Origin of the sequence: Okeania sp. SIO2C2, assembly GCF_010692625.1 — a bacterium.
Taxonomy (GTDB): Bacteria; Cyanobacteriota; Cyanobacteriia; order Cyanobacteriales; family Microcoleaceae; genus Okeania; species Okeania hirsuta.
This window is the reverse complement of sequence record NZ_JAAHGM010000066.1, coordinates 1-16,955: the sequence shown is the minus strand read 5'-3', so window position 1 is coordinate 16,955 and position 16,955 is coordinate 1. Positions and strand designations below refer to the sequence as shown.

Annotated in this window: 10 protein-coding genes; 1 reads left to right on the top strand and 9 read right to left on the bottom strand. The window is 39.0% G+C overall.

Annotated elements, in window-relative coordinates; genetic code table 11:
• Positions 1–336: 336 nt before the first annotated feature.
• The 3 genes from F6K18_RS30360 to pcrA all read right to left on the bottom strand — a co-directional run bounded on the left by F6K18_RS30360 (position 337) and on the right by pcrA (position 4,047).
• A complete protein-coding gene (locus F6K18_RS30360; RefSeq protein ID WP_287526466.1) occupies positions 337–1,032 on the bottom strand; it encodes a Crp/Fnr family transcriptional regulator in 696 nt (231 codons plus the stop codon).
• Positions 1,033–1,579: 547 nt separating this feature from the next.
• A complete protein-coding gene (locus F6K18_RS30355) occupies positions 1,580–1,702 on the bottom strand; it encodes a hypothetical protein (RefSeq protein ID WP_287526464.1) in 123 nt (40 codons plus the stop codon).
• Entirely contained in the window at positions 1,699–4,047 is a 2,349-nt protein-coding gene (gene pcrA, locus F6K18_RS30350) for a DNA helicase PcrA (protein ID WP_287526462.1), read from the bottom strand. The genes F6K18_RS30355 and pcrA overlap by 4 nt, the downstream gene beginning before the upstream one ends.
• A 609-nt stretch (positions 4,048–4,656) precedes the next feature.
• Between pcrA and F6K18_RS30345 the strand changes: the two genes are divergently transcribed.
• Positions 4,657–5,067, top strand: coding sequence for a mannan-binding lectin (locus F6K18_RS30345; RefSeq protein ID WP_287526460.1), 411 nt, complete (start codon positions 4,657–4,659; stop codon positions 5,065–5,067).
• Between the two features lie 957 nt (positions 5,068–6,024).
• Here the strand turns inward: F6K18_RS30345 and F6K18_RS30335 are convergent.
• The 6 genes from F6K18_RS30335 to F6K18_RS30310 all read right to left on the bottom strand — a co-directional run bounded on the left by F6K18_RS30335 (position 6,025) and on the right by F6K18_RS30310 (position 16,236).
• Positions 6,025–7,473: an AAA-like domain-containing protein gene (locus F6K18_RS30335; protein WP_287526458.1), complete on the bottom strand. Its 1,449-nt coding sequence runs from the start codon at positions 7,471–7,473 to the stop codon at positions 6,025–6,027.
• A gap of 705 nt (positions 7,474–8,178) precedes the next feature.
• Positions 8,179–8,730, bottom strand: a complete 552-nt coding sequence (locus F6K18_RS30330) for a transposase (protein WP_287526456.1) — start codon at positions 8,728–8,730, stop codon at positions 8,179–8,181.
• Between the two features lie 655 nt (positions 8,731–9,385).
• Complete coding sequence (locus F6K18_RS30325; RefSeq protein WP_287526455.1) at positions 9,386–9,997, bottom strand: hypothetical protein; 612 nt, start codon at positions 9,995–9,997, stop codon at positions 9,386–9,388.
• 709 nt (positions 9,998–10,706) lie between these two features.
• Positions 10,707–11,829, bottom strand: a protein-coding gene (prfB, locus tag F6K18_RS30320) for a peptide chain release factor 2 (RefSeq protein WP_287526453.1) whose coding sequence is annotated in 2 segments (ribosomal slippage) — positions 10,707–11,756 and positions 11,758–11,829 — 1,122 coding nt in all. Because the reading frame shifts where the segments join, the coding sequence is not laid out codon by codon here.
• 569 nt (positions 11,830–12,398) lie between these two features.
• Positions 12,399–13,127 (bottom strand): Bax inhibitor-1 family protein, encoded by a 729-nt coding sequence (locus F6K18_RS30315; protein WP_287526451.1) that lies wholly within the window; start codon positions 13,125–13,127, stop codon positions 12,399–12,401.
• A gap of 1,399 nt (positions 13,128–14,526) precedes the next feature.
• Entirely contained in the window at positions 14,527–16,236 is a 1,710-nt protein-coding gene (locus tag F6K18_RS30310; RefSeq protein WP_287526450.1) for a peroxidase family protein, read from the bottom strand.
• Between the last annotated feature and the right edge of the window lie 719 nt (positions 16,237–16,955).

The following is a 16,955-nucleotide window of genomic DNA, read 5'->3' as shown; positions in this document are numbered from 1 at the left end:
ATCTATTGTCAGTGCGTAAGTCCTGAAGATTGATAATTTTGCCTTCCTATTCCAGTAAAGTACTGATAACGCAGTTCCTCTGTAATATAGAATCTGGTTATATAATATATGTTGATAATTCTATAATTACTTGAATATTCAATCTTCCCTACTCCCTCACTCCCCCACTCCCCTACTCCCAACTATATAATTAAGTATTAACCGGATTTGATATCAGAGGTTAACTGAATTGACTTTAGCTTTGTATTAGCAATACACTGAGTGCTAATTGCCATATAGTACATAAAATTAATTAAATATGAAGTTCATTTCAATACAAGAATGGATTGATTATCATCAAGCAATAGAATAATTATGTAGGACGATCGCACGTTGAGAGCGACTAATCAGACCATCTCTTTCTAAGCGTTTGAGGGCACGAGATAGAGTTTCTGGGGTCAACCCTAACTCAGCAGCTATTTCTTTGAGAGGTCTATCTAAGTTGACAGATGCCTGGTTAGAAAGTCTAGCTATCTGGCATAAATATTGAAGCACTCGTTCGTGGGCAGTCTTGATATCCCGTAATTCTAGATGGTGTTGTAGGCATTGATTTTTTCTGACTAAAATTGCCATGAAATCTTGAGCTAAGTCGGGATAGCTATGCAAAGCTGCTAAAAAATGTTTCTTCGGATAAACCATTACTTGTGAGGCTGTTTCTGCGATCGCTGTATTGGTATATCTGCTAGAAAAAAGTGTTGTCTCGGCTAAAATATCTCCTGCTATAGCAGTACATAACCTAACTATTGTTCCACAACTTTTGTAGCGCACTATTTTGAGTCGCCCAGTTTTGACAATAAAGACTGCTTGAGCTGAGTCTCCCTGCCAGAATAGTTTTTGATCTTCTGACAACTCTCGCCTGGCGATCGTTTGACGTAAATCAGAAGGAAGGATATCTATATCTAAGAGCTTCGTCGGCACTTTTGCTTCTCCTGTCGAGTGAGATTTATCAGTTTTTTTTGGAACGATTATTCCAGAAACTACAAAGAAAATCACACAAATTTCAGCATTAGAAGTTTATTAAAGAATGTCATAACAGGGTATTTTCCAGTTGTGGACAATCTGATCCAAACTTCTATAAATTGATAATTGATGGTTATTTTTTGTTTATATAACTACCCTAGCAATAACAGAATGCTCAGTCAAGTATATTAGCTTTCATTCAAATAAGTTATTAATTATTGCCAGTTTAGAAGAAATTTATATACTATTAATCAAATTCTCATTATTAATTTATTTGTTTCTCATAAGGAGGGAGTAGGGAGTGGGGAGCAGGGGAGTCGGGGAGTCGGGGAGTCGGGGAGCGGGGGAGTTGGGGAGCGGGGGAGTCGGGGAGTAGAGGAGAAGTAAAAATAATCATAATTAGTATTAAGTTGACTCAAGTTAGCGAACTGACTCCTTCTTCAATACTTTCTTCTCCTGACTCCTGACTCCTGACTCCTGACTCCTTCTTCAATGTTACCAGATTTAATATCATTATCCGGATGTGAGACCGGGGAATTTAGAAATAGAATAGGGAAAATATCAGGAACGGGCAAGATGCTCATTCCACTTCCACTTCCACAAAACTATTAAAATCCCAAGCGCATTTATGCAACACCCTGACTCCTTCTTCAATACTTTCTTCTCCTGACTCCTGACTCCTGACTCCTGATTCCTTCTTCAATATTCCAACTTTTCCATCGGTGCAGTCTTAGGGTCAATAATTTTTTTACTCTTACCAAATTTGATACCTAAACTCAGTTTTTTCCCCCCACCAAAAACATTAGTTACCTGTCCTACTCCAAAACTTTTGTGCATCACCTTCTCGCCTACTTGCCAATTTTCTCCTTGATTATTTGCCGATTTTTTGACAGTAGAATTTTTAGTATTTTTGCTTTGACGGCGCGAACGATAAATCACCTTTTTCATCCCATTAGTATTAATCAAATCTTCTGGTAACTCAGCCAAAAATTGAGATGGAACTGCCACATCTCGCGCTCCCCAAAACTGTCGCCTTTCAGTAGCATAAGAAATAAATAATTGTTCCTGCGCCCTCGTAATTCCTACATAACAAAGTCGCCTTTCCTCTTCCAAAGACAAAGGGTCATTTTTACTGCGAAAATGAGGTAATAAACCCTCTTCCAAACCAACCATAAAAACCACCGGAAATTCCAAACCTTTAGCCGAATGTAAAGTCATTAACGATACAGCTTCCTGCCCATCTTGTAGATTATCTAAATCTGAAGCTAGAGAAGCATTTGCCAAAAAACCTCCTAAACTTGTATCCTCATTATCCTCTTGAAATTGAGCAACAGCACTACATAATTCCCCTAAATTTGCCAGTCGATTATCTGCTTCTTCCGTACCCTTTTTTTTCAACTCTTCAATATAACCAGAAGTCTCCAAAATTCCTTCAACAATTTCAACCGCCGTCAGATTTTCTACTTCATTTTGCCAATTCTTAATTATCTCAGCAAATCTATTCACAGCTTTTGCAGAACGCCCTGCCAAAGTATTAACAGAAGTTTCATCATTAATAATTTCCCACAAAGGTATTCCCATCTCCAAAGAAGCATTTACCAAAGTATCAATAGTCGCCTTACCAATACCTCTTCTCGGAGTATTAATAATTCTGAGCAAACTAACAGTATCAGCCGGATTAGCAATGACCCGTAAATAAGCCAAAGAATCCTTAATTTCCTTCCGGTCATAAAATTTCAATCCGCCAATTATTACATATTTAATATCGTAATGAATCAAAGCTTCTTCCAGAGCGCGTGACTGAGAATTAGTCCGATAAAGTACAGCAAAACTCCCTAAATCTAACTCTGGGTTTTGGTCTGTAATTTCCTGAATTTTACTACAAACAAATTCCGCTTCTTCTAACTCACTTTCCGCCTCATAACAATAAATTTCTTCCCCTAAACCTCTCGTTGGTTTGAGAATTTTATCAATACGTTGAGTATTATTTTCAATCAACTTATTCGCCACTTCCAGAATATTTTCCCGCGACCGATAATTTTCCTGCAACTTAATCATTGTCCGGGTATCTTCATCCGCCAAACCATCACCAAAATCATGTTGAAAATCTAGCAAAATTGTATAATCTGCCATGCGGAAAGAATAAATAGATTGGTCTACATCTCCCACTACAAAAACAGAACGATTTTCCCATTTATTAAAATATTTAGGGTCTTCACCATTAGTTGCTAAAAATCTAATAAAGTTATATTGAGTCCGATTAGTATCTTGATATTCATCTACTAAAATATGGTTAAAATGTTTATGCCAATATGCCAATACTTGTTCATTTTGCCGAAATAATTCTACAGGTATTCTGATTAAATCGTCAAAATCAAGAGCATTATTAGCTGCCAAATTATCTTGATAAATACCATAAACTTCAGCAATTACTCGCCCCCGATAATCTGGTTCTGACCTTTGATATTCTAGAGGCGACATTCCCTTGTTTTTAGCATTACCAATAGCATATCTAACCGAACGTGGTTCAAATCTTTTGTCATCTAAATTGAGCTGTTTAGTAACAATTTGCTTAATCAAAGTTTGAGCATCACTTTCATCAAAAATAGAAAAATTTTTATCCCAACGACGTTTTTTTTCATCCTGATATTTGTTAATATCAAAACGCAGAATACGAGCGCAAAGACTATGAAAAGTTCCCATCCATAAATGCTTAGTGATATTTTTGTAAACCTGCGATCGCAACTTAGTCTGTTCTTCCAGTGTTAATGCTGAGAATGGTTTACCATATTTTGCTTCTGCTTGTTGCCCAGCAAATAGTTTCTCGATCCGCTCCTTCATTTCCCGCGCAGCTTTATTTGTAAATGTCACCGCCAGAATATTTTCTGGATGTACCCGATGATGACGTATTAGATGGGCCACGCGATAGGTGAGCGCTCTAGTTTTGCCAGAACCAGCTCCTGCCACAACTAGCATTGGTCCGCAGAAATGTTGTACTGCTTGGCGTTGCGATAAATTTAGTTGAGAGAGAAAGTCAGTAGTTTGCATAGTTGGATGGGTAGTCCTAAAGATGTAAGGATATTGGTTAGTATATCCCTTGAATTGTCAGGAGGTAAGCCACAAAAATCATTACTTATTTACCACTACCCACAATTTCAGTAAAAATAAGCAATAATTCATCCTACATCCTAGCGTTAAAGGTTCGACCATTGTTCTTGTAAATGTTCTGCATAAAGAGCAGTTGTGCTCCCAGAATTTTCTAAAAGTTCTTCCAGAGTTATGGTCTGCTACTGTAGGTAATAAAACACCAACTGCAAGCGATAGGGGTATCCCCCCAGAAGGGTAATAACCAGAAGGGTAATAAGTTGCTGGAAGGGAATGACTTTATAGCAATGAGCGCTGGTATATTTACAAATTGTAGTAGGGGCAAAAGAGCTAGAAGTCTTATATGATTCCTACGGAATGCTTGCGCAAACGGCAATTTATTCCCCCTGTTCCCTGTTAAGTGTTGCCTGTTCCCTGCGCACAGCGCTATAAACCTTTTTTTTACCTTTTAACCTAAATTTAATTCAGTAAAGTTTTATGTAGTAAACTTGACGAATTGATGTTTGGTTTGAGTAATATCGAGAATGAAAAAGTTAGTTTCAGGTTTTGACTATGAATCAAATCAACAATGGTTTTACATCTGTAACCAAATCAATCTTTGCTCTTTTGTTAATCGTTTCTGTTGTATTTGGTTTTGCTAACAATGCTTTTGCTTTAGATGTAAAAGCCGGACCGATTTGGAACAATGATGATGCTAAAGCTAAATGTCCTGTAGCTGCTCAAGTTTATGATGCTGAATGGAATGGTCAGTGGACAACAACCGTATGGGGAGAAATGTCTGTTTGTGGAACTGATCTATCTTATATACCACCAATGAGTGGAAATGTCTTTGCTGGTCCTATTTGGAATCAGGACGATGCTGAGTTCAAATGTCCTGTAGCTGCTTTTGCCGCCGAAAAATCTTGGAATGGCCAATGGGCAACAATTATACCAGGAAAGATGTCTGTTTGTGGACTTTCTTAAGTCTTGACTAACAACTAAGCGATCGCTGCTCTCGTAGATTGGGTTTCGTTTACTCAACCCAATCTAAATTGTATTATTGGAGTTGCGCAGCAAAACGCACCCTACTCAAGTTTGACATTTCTGGAATTTCCTAAAAAAGCGATCGCTCTTACTCATCACTGATTAATTAACCACTTGCTAGAAATTTGTAATCTTGGGAACAACTCACCTGCCAAGTTTCATCGCCGACTACTTCTAAAACTTGTTGGTGATATTGTAACAAAGTCAGGCGGTGCCCCACACTAATGTAAGTAGTATAAAATTAGCTGTGTCAGTCTAGTAGGGTGCGTTTTCGGCTAAGATCCGACACGTTTGCGTTAGCGAAGCTCCTCTGTAAGAGGCAGCAGTCCGTCAGGAAAACGCTGCGCGACATGAAAATGAAATGTAACGCACCGCAGTCCAAATAACAATCAATTCAAAACTCCCATAAAAAACAGACGAAATAACTCACAAGAGAGACTTGCCCGATTCCGGGACGGATCGCTGCGCGAATCGCCTTCTAGGTGAACCAATCCCATCTTTTGCAACTGATAAGCAAGGGATAGTCTTATTTCTATAGGTTTGGGGTTGTTCACAATTTCAGTAAAGATAGTCTAGTAGGGTGCGTTAATGAAATGTAATGCACCGCAGTTGTAGTAGAATGACACATATAAAAAGGTGCGTGACGACGGATTGTTAAATGCCTTTGAAAGTCTAAATTTTAGCCGTCTGACACACCCGACAAGTTTTGCTGTCGCCGACATGAAAATGAAATGTAACGCACCGCAGTTGTAGTAGAATGACACATATAAAAAGGTGCGTGACGACGGATTGTTAAATGCCTTTGACAGTCTAAATTTTAGCCGTCTGACACACCCGACAAGTTTTGCTGTCGCCGACATAAAAATGAAATGTAACGCACCGCAGTCCAAATAACAATCAATTCAAAACTCCCATAAAAAACAGACGAAATAACTCACAAGACAGACACGCTCGATCGCTTTCCAAATGAACCAACCCCATGTTTTGCAACTGATAACCAAGAGATACTTTTATTTCTATGGGTTTGGAGTTGTTCACAATTTCAGTAAAAATAGGCAATAATTCATAGTAGCGTTGCAGATTCCACCATTGTTGTTGTAAATGTTCTGCATAAAGAGCAGTTGCGGTATCATAATTTTCTAAAAGTTCTTCTACAGTTATGGTCTGTTGGTATAGGTGATAAAATGCTAACTGCAAGCGATAGGGATGTCCTCCCAGAAGAGTCATCAGTTGCTCGATTTGTGCTTCGGTTATTTCTTGTTCCCACCGCTGTGCTAGGTCTTGCACCTGAGCTTGGGTAAATTCAGGTAAATTGATGACTAACCCAGTATTTAACAGAGAGGGATTAATTGAAGAAGACATCATAATTTCTGTAGAATGAACTGTCACCAGTCGCAGTTTGTGCCAAGGATGACTGTCTGCCACCCCTGCTTTAGCTTGCTCAGACCAGGTTCGCAGAAGTTGGACAAATTCACCAGCAATGTTGGGGTAGGCAAAAAGCTGATTGAGTTCATCAATAGCGATTACGAGAGGGCGATCGAGGTTGGCTAAGATCATATCATTGAAATAGTCAGTAGCGGTTGATTTGCTACCCAGGGAATTATCCCAAAAGTCGGCTATCTGGTTGGGAAATTCTAATTCCTTGCTAACTCTAGCACAGAACCATTGTAGGAAGCGTTCTAGGTCTTGTAAAATCTCAGCATCAGTGAGTTGTAAGTTCAGGGAAACAGTTTGATACCCCAGGGATTTAGCATAAGCAATGATGCGACTCATTAGGGAGGTTTTGCCCATTTGCTTGGGAGCGCGGATGTTTAGTGGTGTACCTGGTTGTTGAATGCTTTCGTAACAAAGGGATTCAATAATGGGACGGTCTATGTAAAAGACTGAATCTAGAGGCATCTGTCCTCCCGGTGCTGTTGGTGGACGAGGTTGCAGATCGTCTTGTGGTTGAACCATTTTTTTTGTTTGGAGGGTGTTGTGGCGATCGCCTTTCAGAATCTCGAAAGGATAATTCCAGGCTAGCTCAAGCTCCGAGCAAGTTTCAGCAAGGGGTATTGAGTTAATCTCGGCCAGATTATCTTGATTCGACTTCAGGTAGAGATAGTCGTCCTCTGTCAAGGTCAGATTAAAGGCGTCGAAACAGGACTTTAAGGTTCGCTTATCAACTCCTGACGAGCGGATAAAGATTTTGCTGAGGGTATTGGGGGTTAAGCCTGTTTCTTTACTGATAAATTCCAGGGTGTATCGCTTATTTTGGTTAATTTCTGCCTCGCTTTTGGCTTGAATAAGTTTATTTGAGCCTTCTTCCGTAAGTTTTACGCCGCGTCGCCGTGTATACTTGCTCATTATATATATGTAATAAAAAAAGGTTAATAAAAGGTTTTTTGAGACTTAGCTCTATATGGTAGTCGGTAAAGGTAGATTAAACGCCTACTATACTGTTACTGAAATAATTGCAATGTACCACTATCCTCTATATTAGATACTCAACCGTAAATTACCGGACATAGGGAACTCAGATTGTACATACTCAACCGTAAATTACTTGACAATATTGGCACTCAGGTTTTGTGTAAATATGTTAAGGTTGCGGAACCTGAAGTAAAGTTTTTAACTTTGGGGTTTTTCCCAAGATCAGGAAATTTATCCAAAGTTAAGCAAATCGCTTCACGAATGTTTACGAAGTCCTTAACTTTTCGATTTCTGAAACCGAGATGGGAACTGGCTTTGGGACTAAAATCTTAACTTTCTTCTTAAAATTGCAAACTTTGGTGGCGTTGACGATATAAATGACGGTATAAATAACGTAATCAGGACTTACGCAGTACCGCTATATATCCTGTATTATTTAGTGATTATTTCAGATATTTCCAGTACATTTAGTGCGTTTGCGTAAGTCCTGGTAATCTATCTATCATTCTTTCGACAGGAGACTTCAATAATGGAAGTTTGGGAACGACTAATCAAAGTCCCTAATGTAGCCCTCTTGTTATGGTAAGTGCGATCGCTCTTGTAGGGTGCGTTACGCTTCGCTAACACACCCTACAGATTCTATTCATCCCAAATTCCTTGGGGTATTTCTGGACTTCCATCCCTGCCCCAATTTGCCGGATAAATTCCCTGAGCAATAAACCGATGAATACTGGAAAATTGCCAATCTTGGGGATTTGTACATAAACCATGTCGAACAGGATTATAATGAATATAATCACAATGGAGAGCAAAATCTCGCTCATCTCTAATCAAATGTTCCCAAAAACGACGCTGCCAAAGATTGCTTTCTTTTCGCTTTTGTCGTGACAGAGAAATTTCTCGATTAATAGCTATTTCTTGCCCATAATGTTTGGTAACATAGGTTTTAATTAGTCTCAATCTCATGGAAAAATCCTGATCATTGGGTGGCAAACTCCACAGACAATGAAAATGCTCTGGTAGCAAAACAAAAGCATCAATAGAAAAAGGATATTTCTCTCTTACCCTTTCGATCGCTTCTCTGAGAGCTTTTCTACCAACTTCACCACACAGCCAAGTTTCTCTTTGATAAGTGACTTGAGTGATAAAATATGTTCCACCAGAAATATTAGGTCTTCTATAATTAGGCATTACAATCAGTATGGTATTTATTTTAAATTTGTATTAGGGATGGTGCGTTACGCTGTCGCTAACGCACCCTACCAGTGTATTATTGTAGGGTGCGTTAGACGGCCACAATTACTTGCTCTCACTCATTGATTTAACAATCCGTCGTAACGCACCATTTTAGATTTATCAATCCACTACGGATTTTCTTCATCCCAAATTTATTGGGGGATTTTTGAACTTTCCTAAAAAAGCGATCGCTACTGTTGTAGGGTGCGTTACATTTGATTAACGCACTGCCTATCCCAAATCTTTCGTTGCGTTACGCTACTGGAGTGACACTTTCGGTGCGTTACGCTGCCGCTAACGCACCCTACGTTCTGGAATTTTCTCTGAAGAATTTTGGATAATAGATGATCGTATTTATGATCCAGATAATGACAGCAAAACTCAAATAGTGTCTTTGCGTAAGTCCTGATATATATTAACAGCGTTGCTGATCTGAGGTATGATATCTTGTCCGGATAAGAGGGCAAGCAAAATACTTTCTCCTTCTACTCTTGTTTCTTATTCTTTCTTGCCTCCTGACTCGGTCCTCGCCTCCTGGGAGGGGCGTGCGGGTGGGTTGACTCCTAAGTAATTAGGATTAATATCATACACTTGCTTCAGCAACGCCATATTAACAAATAGGTTGCTTTCCTGGTTTCACAGCATGAATATACTCACTTCCAGAATTAGGCCAGCCGCGACGATAAGCTGCTAACTCTGGTTTTCCCCATCCTAACTGTAGTAACATTTCCAGAAAATTAGATTTTTCCCACTTCAACATATTTGCCCATTCTGTACGTTGAGCGATCGCTTCTACTTCTTGTATTTCTATTTTACGAAAGTCTCTACCACTACCCACACTTAAATATAAGTCCATTCCCATTGTCACCTGATTCCAGAAATTTAATACAGAAACCTTTGCTGCCCGCAAAATTTCTAGATCGCTCAATAACGCAATTAATTGTTCATGCACTACAGGAAAACTAATAGTCTTATCATTAACTGTTACCTGTCGCCAAACTATACCAGAAACCAAATATTCTGTTTGATAGCGATGAACAGCAGCTTTAAAATCTTGATATGCAGTAAACTTTTGGAAAGCCTCTGGTTTGAGAAAATGGTCAACTACTGGGTTTCCCGTGCGGGGAGTTGCTGCCAAATTCAGGCGCTGGCCTTGCAGACAAGCTTGGCGCTCTTCAGCTAGGATATCTATTAGCTCTATAGTGCTGTAGACCTTTGACATGAGGACATATTATAGTCGGGATTACATAAAATATCTTCATTGTGACATATTTTGGGCTAAAGCAAGGTAGATATCTGGTTAAGGTAGATATCTAATTCAAGAAGGAGTAGGAAATAGGCGACAAGTCTAATGAATAAGAGTACTAGCTCATCTAAACTAAAATTGTGAGTAAAACCCAACGCTACGATCCCCCCCAACCCCCCTTTCCAAGGGGGGAGAGGTCTATATTTTCTAAAATTTACCCACATTTTCAAGCTAGACGAGCTAGTACAATAATTAATTTGATTTTTTATTATCAGATATGTCTATTAGTCATAATAAAAATATTCTGTTTCGATCTCCCCAGTCCTCCCTTGAGAAAAGGGGAAGTTATACCAATTTAATAAAGTTATCGCATAAGTCTTAATTCTTAAGCCCCCCTTGGAAAGGGGGGTTTGGGGGGATCTAAGATTTATTATGGTTGTCTAATTGGACACGATCTCAAAGAGGCATCCAAGTCAAATCTAGAAATTACCCAAGCTTATTTATTACCAAAAAATTGTGGTTATCAAGCCTCCCCTTTTAAGGGGATAAAATAAAGAGAATATTCCAGATTTCAATCCCAATGCTTTCCTACGGAATGCTGCGCAAACAGCTAGAGGTACTGATAACTGTTAGCGTAGCTCCGACCATAGGAGGCTAACTGATAACTGAAATGACTCTACCTGTATTAAGCTGACTGACTCTCGACCATTTGATTTTCCTGTCGGAGATAAGCTTCAATAAATGAGTCTAGCTCGCCATTCATCACATCCGTAATAGCAGTAGTTTCTTTCTGAGTCCGTAAATCTTTTACCATTTGATAAGGATGGAAAACATAGTTACGAATTTGATTACCCCATGCTGCCTCTACCATATCACCCCGAATTTCACCAATTTCTTGAGCGCGTTGCTCTTTGGCAATTATCAGTAACCTAGCTTTGAGTAATGCTAAGGCTTTTTCCTTATTTTGTAACTGACTGCGTTCTTGGGTACAACGCACAGCTAAACCTGTAGGAATATGAACAATTCGCACCGCTGTTTCAACCTTGTTGACGTTTTGACCGCCCTTACCACCAGACCGAGAAGTAGTAATTTCCAAATCTTTTTCTGGAATTTCCAACTCTACAGAATGATCTAGCACAGGCATCACTTCCACTCCCGCAAAACTGGTTTGCCGTTTGCCATTAGCATTAAAAGGTGAAATTCTGACTAAGCGGTGAGTACCTTTTTCTGCTTTCAGATAACCGTAAGCATAGCGCCCGATAATTTCCAGAGTTGCAGACTTAATACCTGCTTCATCTCCTTCAGAAATTTCTGCTAACTGTACCTTATAGTTATGGCTTTCTCCCCACCGGGTATACATCCGCAGCAACATTTCTGCCCAGTCTTGAGCGTCTGTACCTCCAGCACCAGCATTAATAGTAATAACTGCGCCATTTTGGTCGTAGAGACCAGATAATAGTTGCTGTAGTTCCCACCGATCTAACTCCTGGTTGAGACCAGAGATAGTTGCTTGAGCTTCCTCTAATAAAGACTCATCTGTCTCCAGCTCCAATAACTCAAAGATCGCTCTAGTATCTTCTAGATTATTTTCCCATTGCTGATATTGCTGTAGATGGGATTTGAGGTCATTAAGCTCTTGCAGAGTATTTTGTGCCGTTGTTTGGTCATCCCAAAATTCCGGTTGAGCTGCAACTTGCTCTAAATCTTGGATTTTTGCTTTTAGTGCCGGAACGTCAAAGATAGTCCTGGGTTTTTCCCAGACGAGAGGACAAATTTTCAATTTCTCGTTTAATGTCTAATACTTCCATGGCGATCGCCTCCTTTCAATAGTCAGTTCAGTAGTAGACTGACACAGCTAAAATGGTGCAATAAGTGTAGGTTGGGTTGAGAGAAGTTAGCGCTAGCTTATCCGTTAGGATCAACCCAACAGTACTAAGCTTTTGTTGGGTTTCCCTTCGGGAAGCTCCGCTAACACTGCCGTACCGCTACTTGGTGTGCAAGCTACAACCCAACCTACATTTTTAGGCGTGTCAGTTCAGTAGGGTGTGTTAGCGGTAGCGTAACACACCAAAACCCTATATCTATTGTCAGTGCGTAAGTCCTGTTACACACAAACCACTATAAAAATAAACTATACAATAAAACCCGGTTTATTTCAGTGCTGGGTTTAGCACTAATACCGGGTTTGGCAAATTTTGGTATCGCTTTTGCTTGCTTTTCGTCCATCAAAAGAGGACTATACCTAAACTTACTGAAAAGCTGATAGCTATAGAAAGGGAAAGAGTTGCTTAGGACTTATGGGGATGATTAACCTCAGACAGGGAAATTTTTTTCCCACCGTTCCCTATTCCCTATTCCCTATTCTCTGATGTATAAATTAGTCGCGACTATTAATAGCTATCAAAAGTCGCAGAATAAAAATGAATAGGTTGATGTAAGTTAAGTACATCGAGAGAGCTGCGGGAATATACTGATCGTCGCGATAAGTACGAGGCAAGATGTAAAAATCTACCACTGCAGCGCCAGCAAATAGAAATACACCTATGCCAGAAATACCTATTTCTAACCAACTTGGAGTATAAACACCGAAAAAGCTAAAAATAACTTGGCCCACAACTGCTACTAATAAAGCAATTATTCCCAAGCTGACAGTTTTAGTCAAGGCCATGCCATCTTCTTCAGATAGATTTGAGCCTATTTGACGAGCTGCTATAAAGGTGACACCACAACCGAGGGCAGCAAAACCTACTCCCCCAATACCTACTCCTTGGGTACTTAAAGCCACAAATACTAAACCACTCAGAGTATAGCCGGATAACAAGCTGTAAGTAGCTAATAAAGGTAGGGCTACGTTATTATTGCCTCTTTCCGCAATTCCACGGGCAATAAAAAATAATGCTAATTCGCCAATAAGTGCTACCCAGAATGTGGTCATAAATAGACCAGGGTTAGACTGCAGCACTTGTAGGCCACCAAAAGCACCTACTGCTGTGAGAATTAGGCCACCACCTACAAAAGGTAGAGCATTAGAAATCACGTTAGGGCCAACTAGGTTTTGACTTTGAGCCTCACGAATTGCTTGACGAAAATTGCTGGTATTAGCCATAAGAGTTTTCCTTAATTACAAAAAAGGACTTTTATCAAGAAAGGAGTCAGGAACTAGGAGTCAGGAGTCAGAGTTGAATTTCAGATCCTCACTCATTAATTTTGTGCCCTAGTATTGTACGTTGCCAATTCCAAGCCTCCTCTACTTTGACCTGACTTTTTATATCTACATAATTATTGTGACATTTTAGTTAGATTTTTGCATATAGCATATTATATTTATTTATGTCAGTGATATGACGCACACTTCACAATAAATTGTTATATTTTATGAAAATGCAATTTAGCTTAGTAAAAAATACTTAGTAACATCACTCAGTTGTGTAGACTAATTACTTATAATTGGCTTGAAATCTATATAAGGCTTTTTTTCATCATTTTCCATATATATGAAATATGTAAAATCAATTAACTACATATATTTACGACTATTGTTCTAATTGTTAATACTGTTATATATATGATAAAAAATACTTTAATTCCGTAAATATCTCTGGTGAAATAAGATTGAATTAGGGTGAAATTAGTAGTAGAGTTTTTCAAGATTCAGTAAAGTCTCGCAAAAAGGCTTGCAACACTTAAGTAGGATTGGTTAGATTATATTTGTGAGGGCAAGAGAGGTTCACAAACCGCTAAAACTACTGAGAAGTATCAATCTTCAAGTTAAAGTAAACTAATTATTAAACTCATACTCACACCATCAACTCATATAGTATCCGGATAATTAGTTATTGTATGATGAAAGGAGTCAGGAGTCAGGAGTCAGGAGTCAGGAGGAAGAAAGGATGAGAGTTGGAATTATCTGTGGATATTCCGGCATTTTATGTCTGCATTGAATGGAAGTAGAAAGTGTGATAACTGTATAACCTGATTTTATATTAAATATTGAAGTGTGGATAGAATTATAAACATATACTACATAACCGGATTCTATATCACACACATAAATTATGAATTACTAGGTGTTTTAACCATGAAAAATCTATTAAAGTACCCATTCGCATTGTCCGCAGCTACTGTTTTCGGTAGACCTAACTCCTAAGTAATTAGGATTAATATCATACACCTGCTTCAGTAACACCAAAAAAAATATCTGTGAAATAAACTCTCAGAGCGATCGCTAGTTCATTAGCGGTCGTTGATCATTTGTAGGAGCGTTGTATGCAATGCTCCTACTATGTATAGCAGAAATAAGAAGGAAGAAGGAAAAATCTTGGATTGTCTAAGTTTTAAGCTTTTAATATTTCCTCACCTTTCTTTCGACTGCTATATTACAGGACTTACGCATAAGGTAGGAAAGACTAAAATTTGAGATTGCTTTCCGTTCCGGACTGCTGCGCAAACCCTGTCGGTCGCTTCGGACGAAAATACGTTCCAGGTGCGTAAGTCCTATTTATTAATTAACTGCGATCGCTCGACTGTCTGTTAATTGTTGGTAACATCTTCCATAGACGACCAATCATCAAAAAACTAGCCAGGATAATTAAAGAAGTAGGTCCGCCATCGTTAATGTTAGGCACAGGAGTAGTAGAAGTACTCACAAAGAACACATTTTCAGAAATATTTTCAATTCCAGTGTTCGACTTGATAATATCCGACAACTGAAGACCACCTAACCAATCTGAAACCAAAACACCATCGCCTAACTCCCACTCAGCAAAGTGAGTATCATTTTCATACCAGAAGCGATCGCCATCTCGCAATCTTTCAAACTGGTCTTCTAAAATCGCTTCATTCAACTCCCCAATACTAGAATTTTGTAAATTATCTTCTGCCAACATTCCCACCCACAGGTCAATGTCGTCAACATCACTATAAACCGCCTCTAGTGATGCCACCAATTCTGGGTCAGATGAAATTTCACTAAAATTATCTTTCCTAGGTAAACCCAATACTTCTCTAACATCATTGTAGCGGGCCAAACCATGATCCCGCCCGCGCTGAATATTCAGAGCTACCAAATCTGTTCCATTTACTACTGGCCCTTGACTGGGAGGACCAAATAATAGACTCCGCAAATCATCAATTACTTTCGCATCTGTTTTCTGCTGTACTTGAGAGGCTAAACCACGCAATACAGGATCTATTCCTCCTTTGCTAGTAATACTATCTGGTCGGAAGAAAACTTCAGATAAGTTTAGTGGACCAAATTCTGTAGAGCTACCATCTTCATTCAAATGTTGTAGAGTAGGACTAACCATAGTATGTCCCAAACGAAAACCTGCTGTAGAAAATTCTGTACTGATATTAGGATTAACAGTTGAATCATAACCAGTATAAGGGTCGAGAGTCACGCCCAAAGCAGGCAAGAATTCGTCATAAGTAATTTTCTGGATTTGGGCCCCTACTATTTTACGCGCCCGTTGATAAATCTCCTCATCGCGAGCAATAGGGTCTAAAGGTAAGTCTGTATGAGTAGCTTCAATAATTTCAGCGATACGGTTATGCTCTCGTACAAAAAGAGTGTGTATTGAGGTTAAAGCTGAGTTTTCATTTGCTCGTACATCCCCTGCCACAAAAGTACTTGGACCTATTCTTCCATCCATCGCCATATGAGGTGCATTTGGATCGTTTCCTTGAGTTACCAGTAAATCTCCTGTGGAGTGAGTAGTCACATTCAATTTTCCACCGCTAAAGCTGCGTAAGAAGTCAGCACGTTCTTGGTCGCTACCATATACATTGCTGCCATCTATCCAAGCTGTAATTTCATTAAATTGCTGGCGGGGGTTAGTGAGGTCAGTGCCAGTATTTTCATCAAAGAGCGATCTAGTAACAGGAATCAATGAATCTCGTGCGAAAACAGGGTCGTCGTTAGGAATAGTAATGCTAATAGTTTCTTCTGTCTCGCTTTGTAGCTCGCTCAAAGTGATATCATGGTCAAGAAATTGTCCCCATAACCATGTATAATCACTTAAATTTCGGGGGTTTAGAATAGATTCTGATTGGTTAAACACAGTGTTACTAATAAATCTAGCATTCGGACCGTCAACTAATTCAGATATGCCATCTTCATAATTTGCTGGTGCTAAACGAAGCAAATTTTCACCAGTTCCACCATATTGAGGATGATCTAAGTTATTGTTACTACCGTCAAATGTACGAAAATTCATAGTTTCCACCTGTATTTTTCTCAACTACATCCTTATACTTCTACTTCTACTTCTACTTCTACTTTTCCCAAGCTTATGCAGTTTTTCCCAGTATGTTTGATTAAGATCTGCTGAATTACTTAATATTAAGCTGAATTACTTATATTAAGTTTTACCGATCGCTTTGTATAATGAATTTATCTGTAGAATTATATAGATTATTTTCTAAACCTTTGGTTATATGGCTTCTTATTTGGGTTGTATAGACAATATTTAGGTAATAAGGTCATATGCAATGCCATGTCCATAAGTTACTATTGCTAGAGATGAGGAAATTTTTGGAATTCTCCACAAAGGTTCCACTGGCAATCACATAGAACCCATTTAGTATCTTTGTCAGCGACCCGCATTTTTTTTGCTAGGAGTCAGGAGGGTTTAATCAGGAGTCAAGAGATGGACGGAAGGCATAAGGGAAAAGGTTGAAAAATATTCCCTATCTCCTTACCTCCCCATCTGATTTTTAACATAGGCTCAAATGGATTATATCCGCAAAATAATGTAAATATGTAGAAAGTCTGCTTCATAAAACCGACATAAAACGTCACATAGCGTGATATTTTAATGTTTACTTCCTGCTTTCCTACGGAATGCTACGCAAACCACCGGAACTGTCGGCAGCACTCCGTCCACAGGCATCAACGGTCAAGCCGACCGCATTTCTTAAATTAATACTTGCGTTC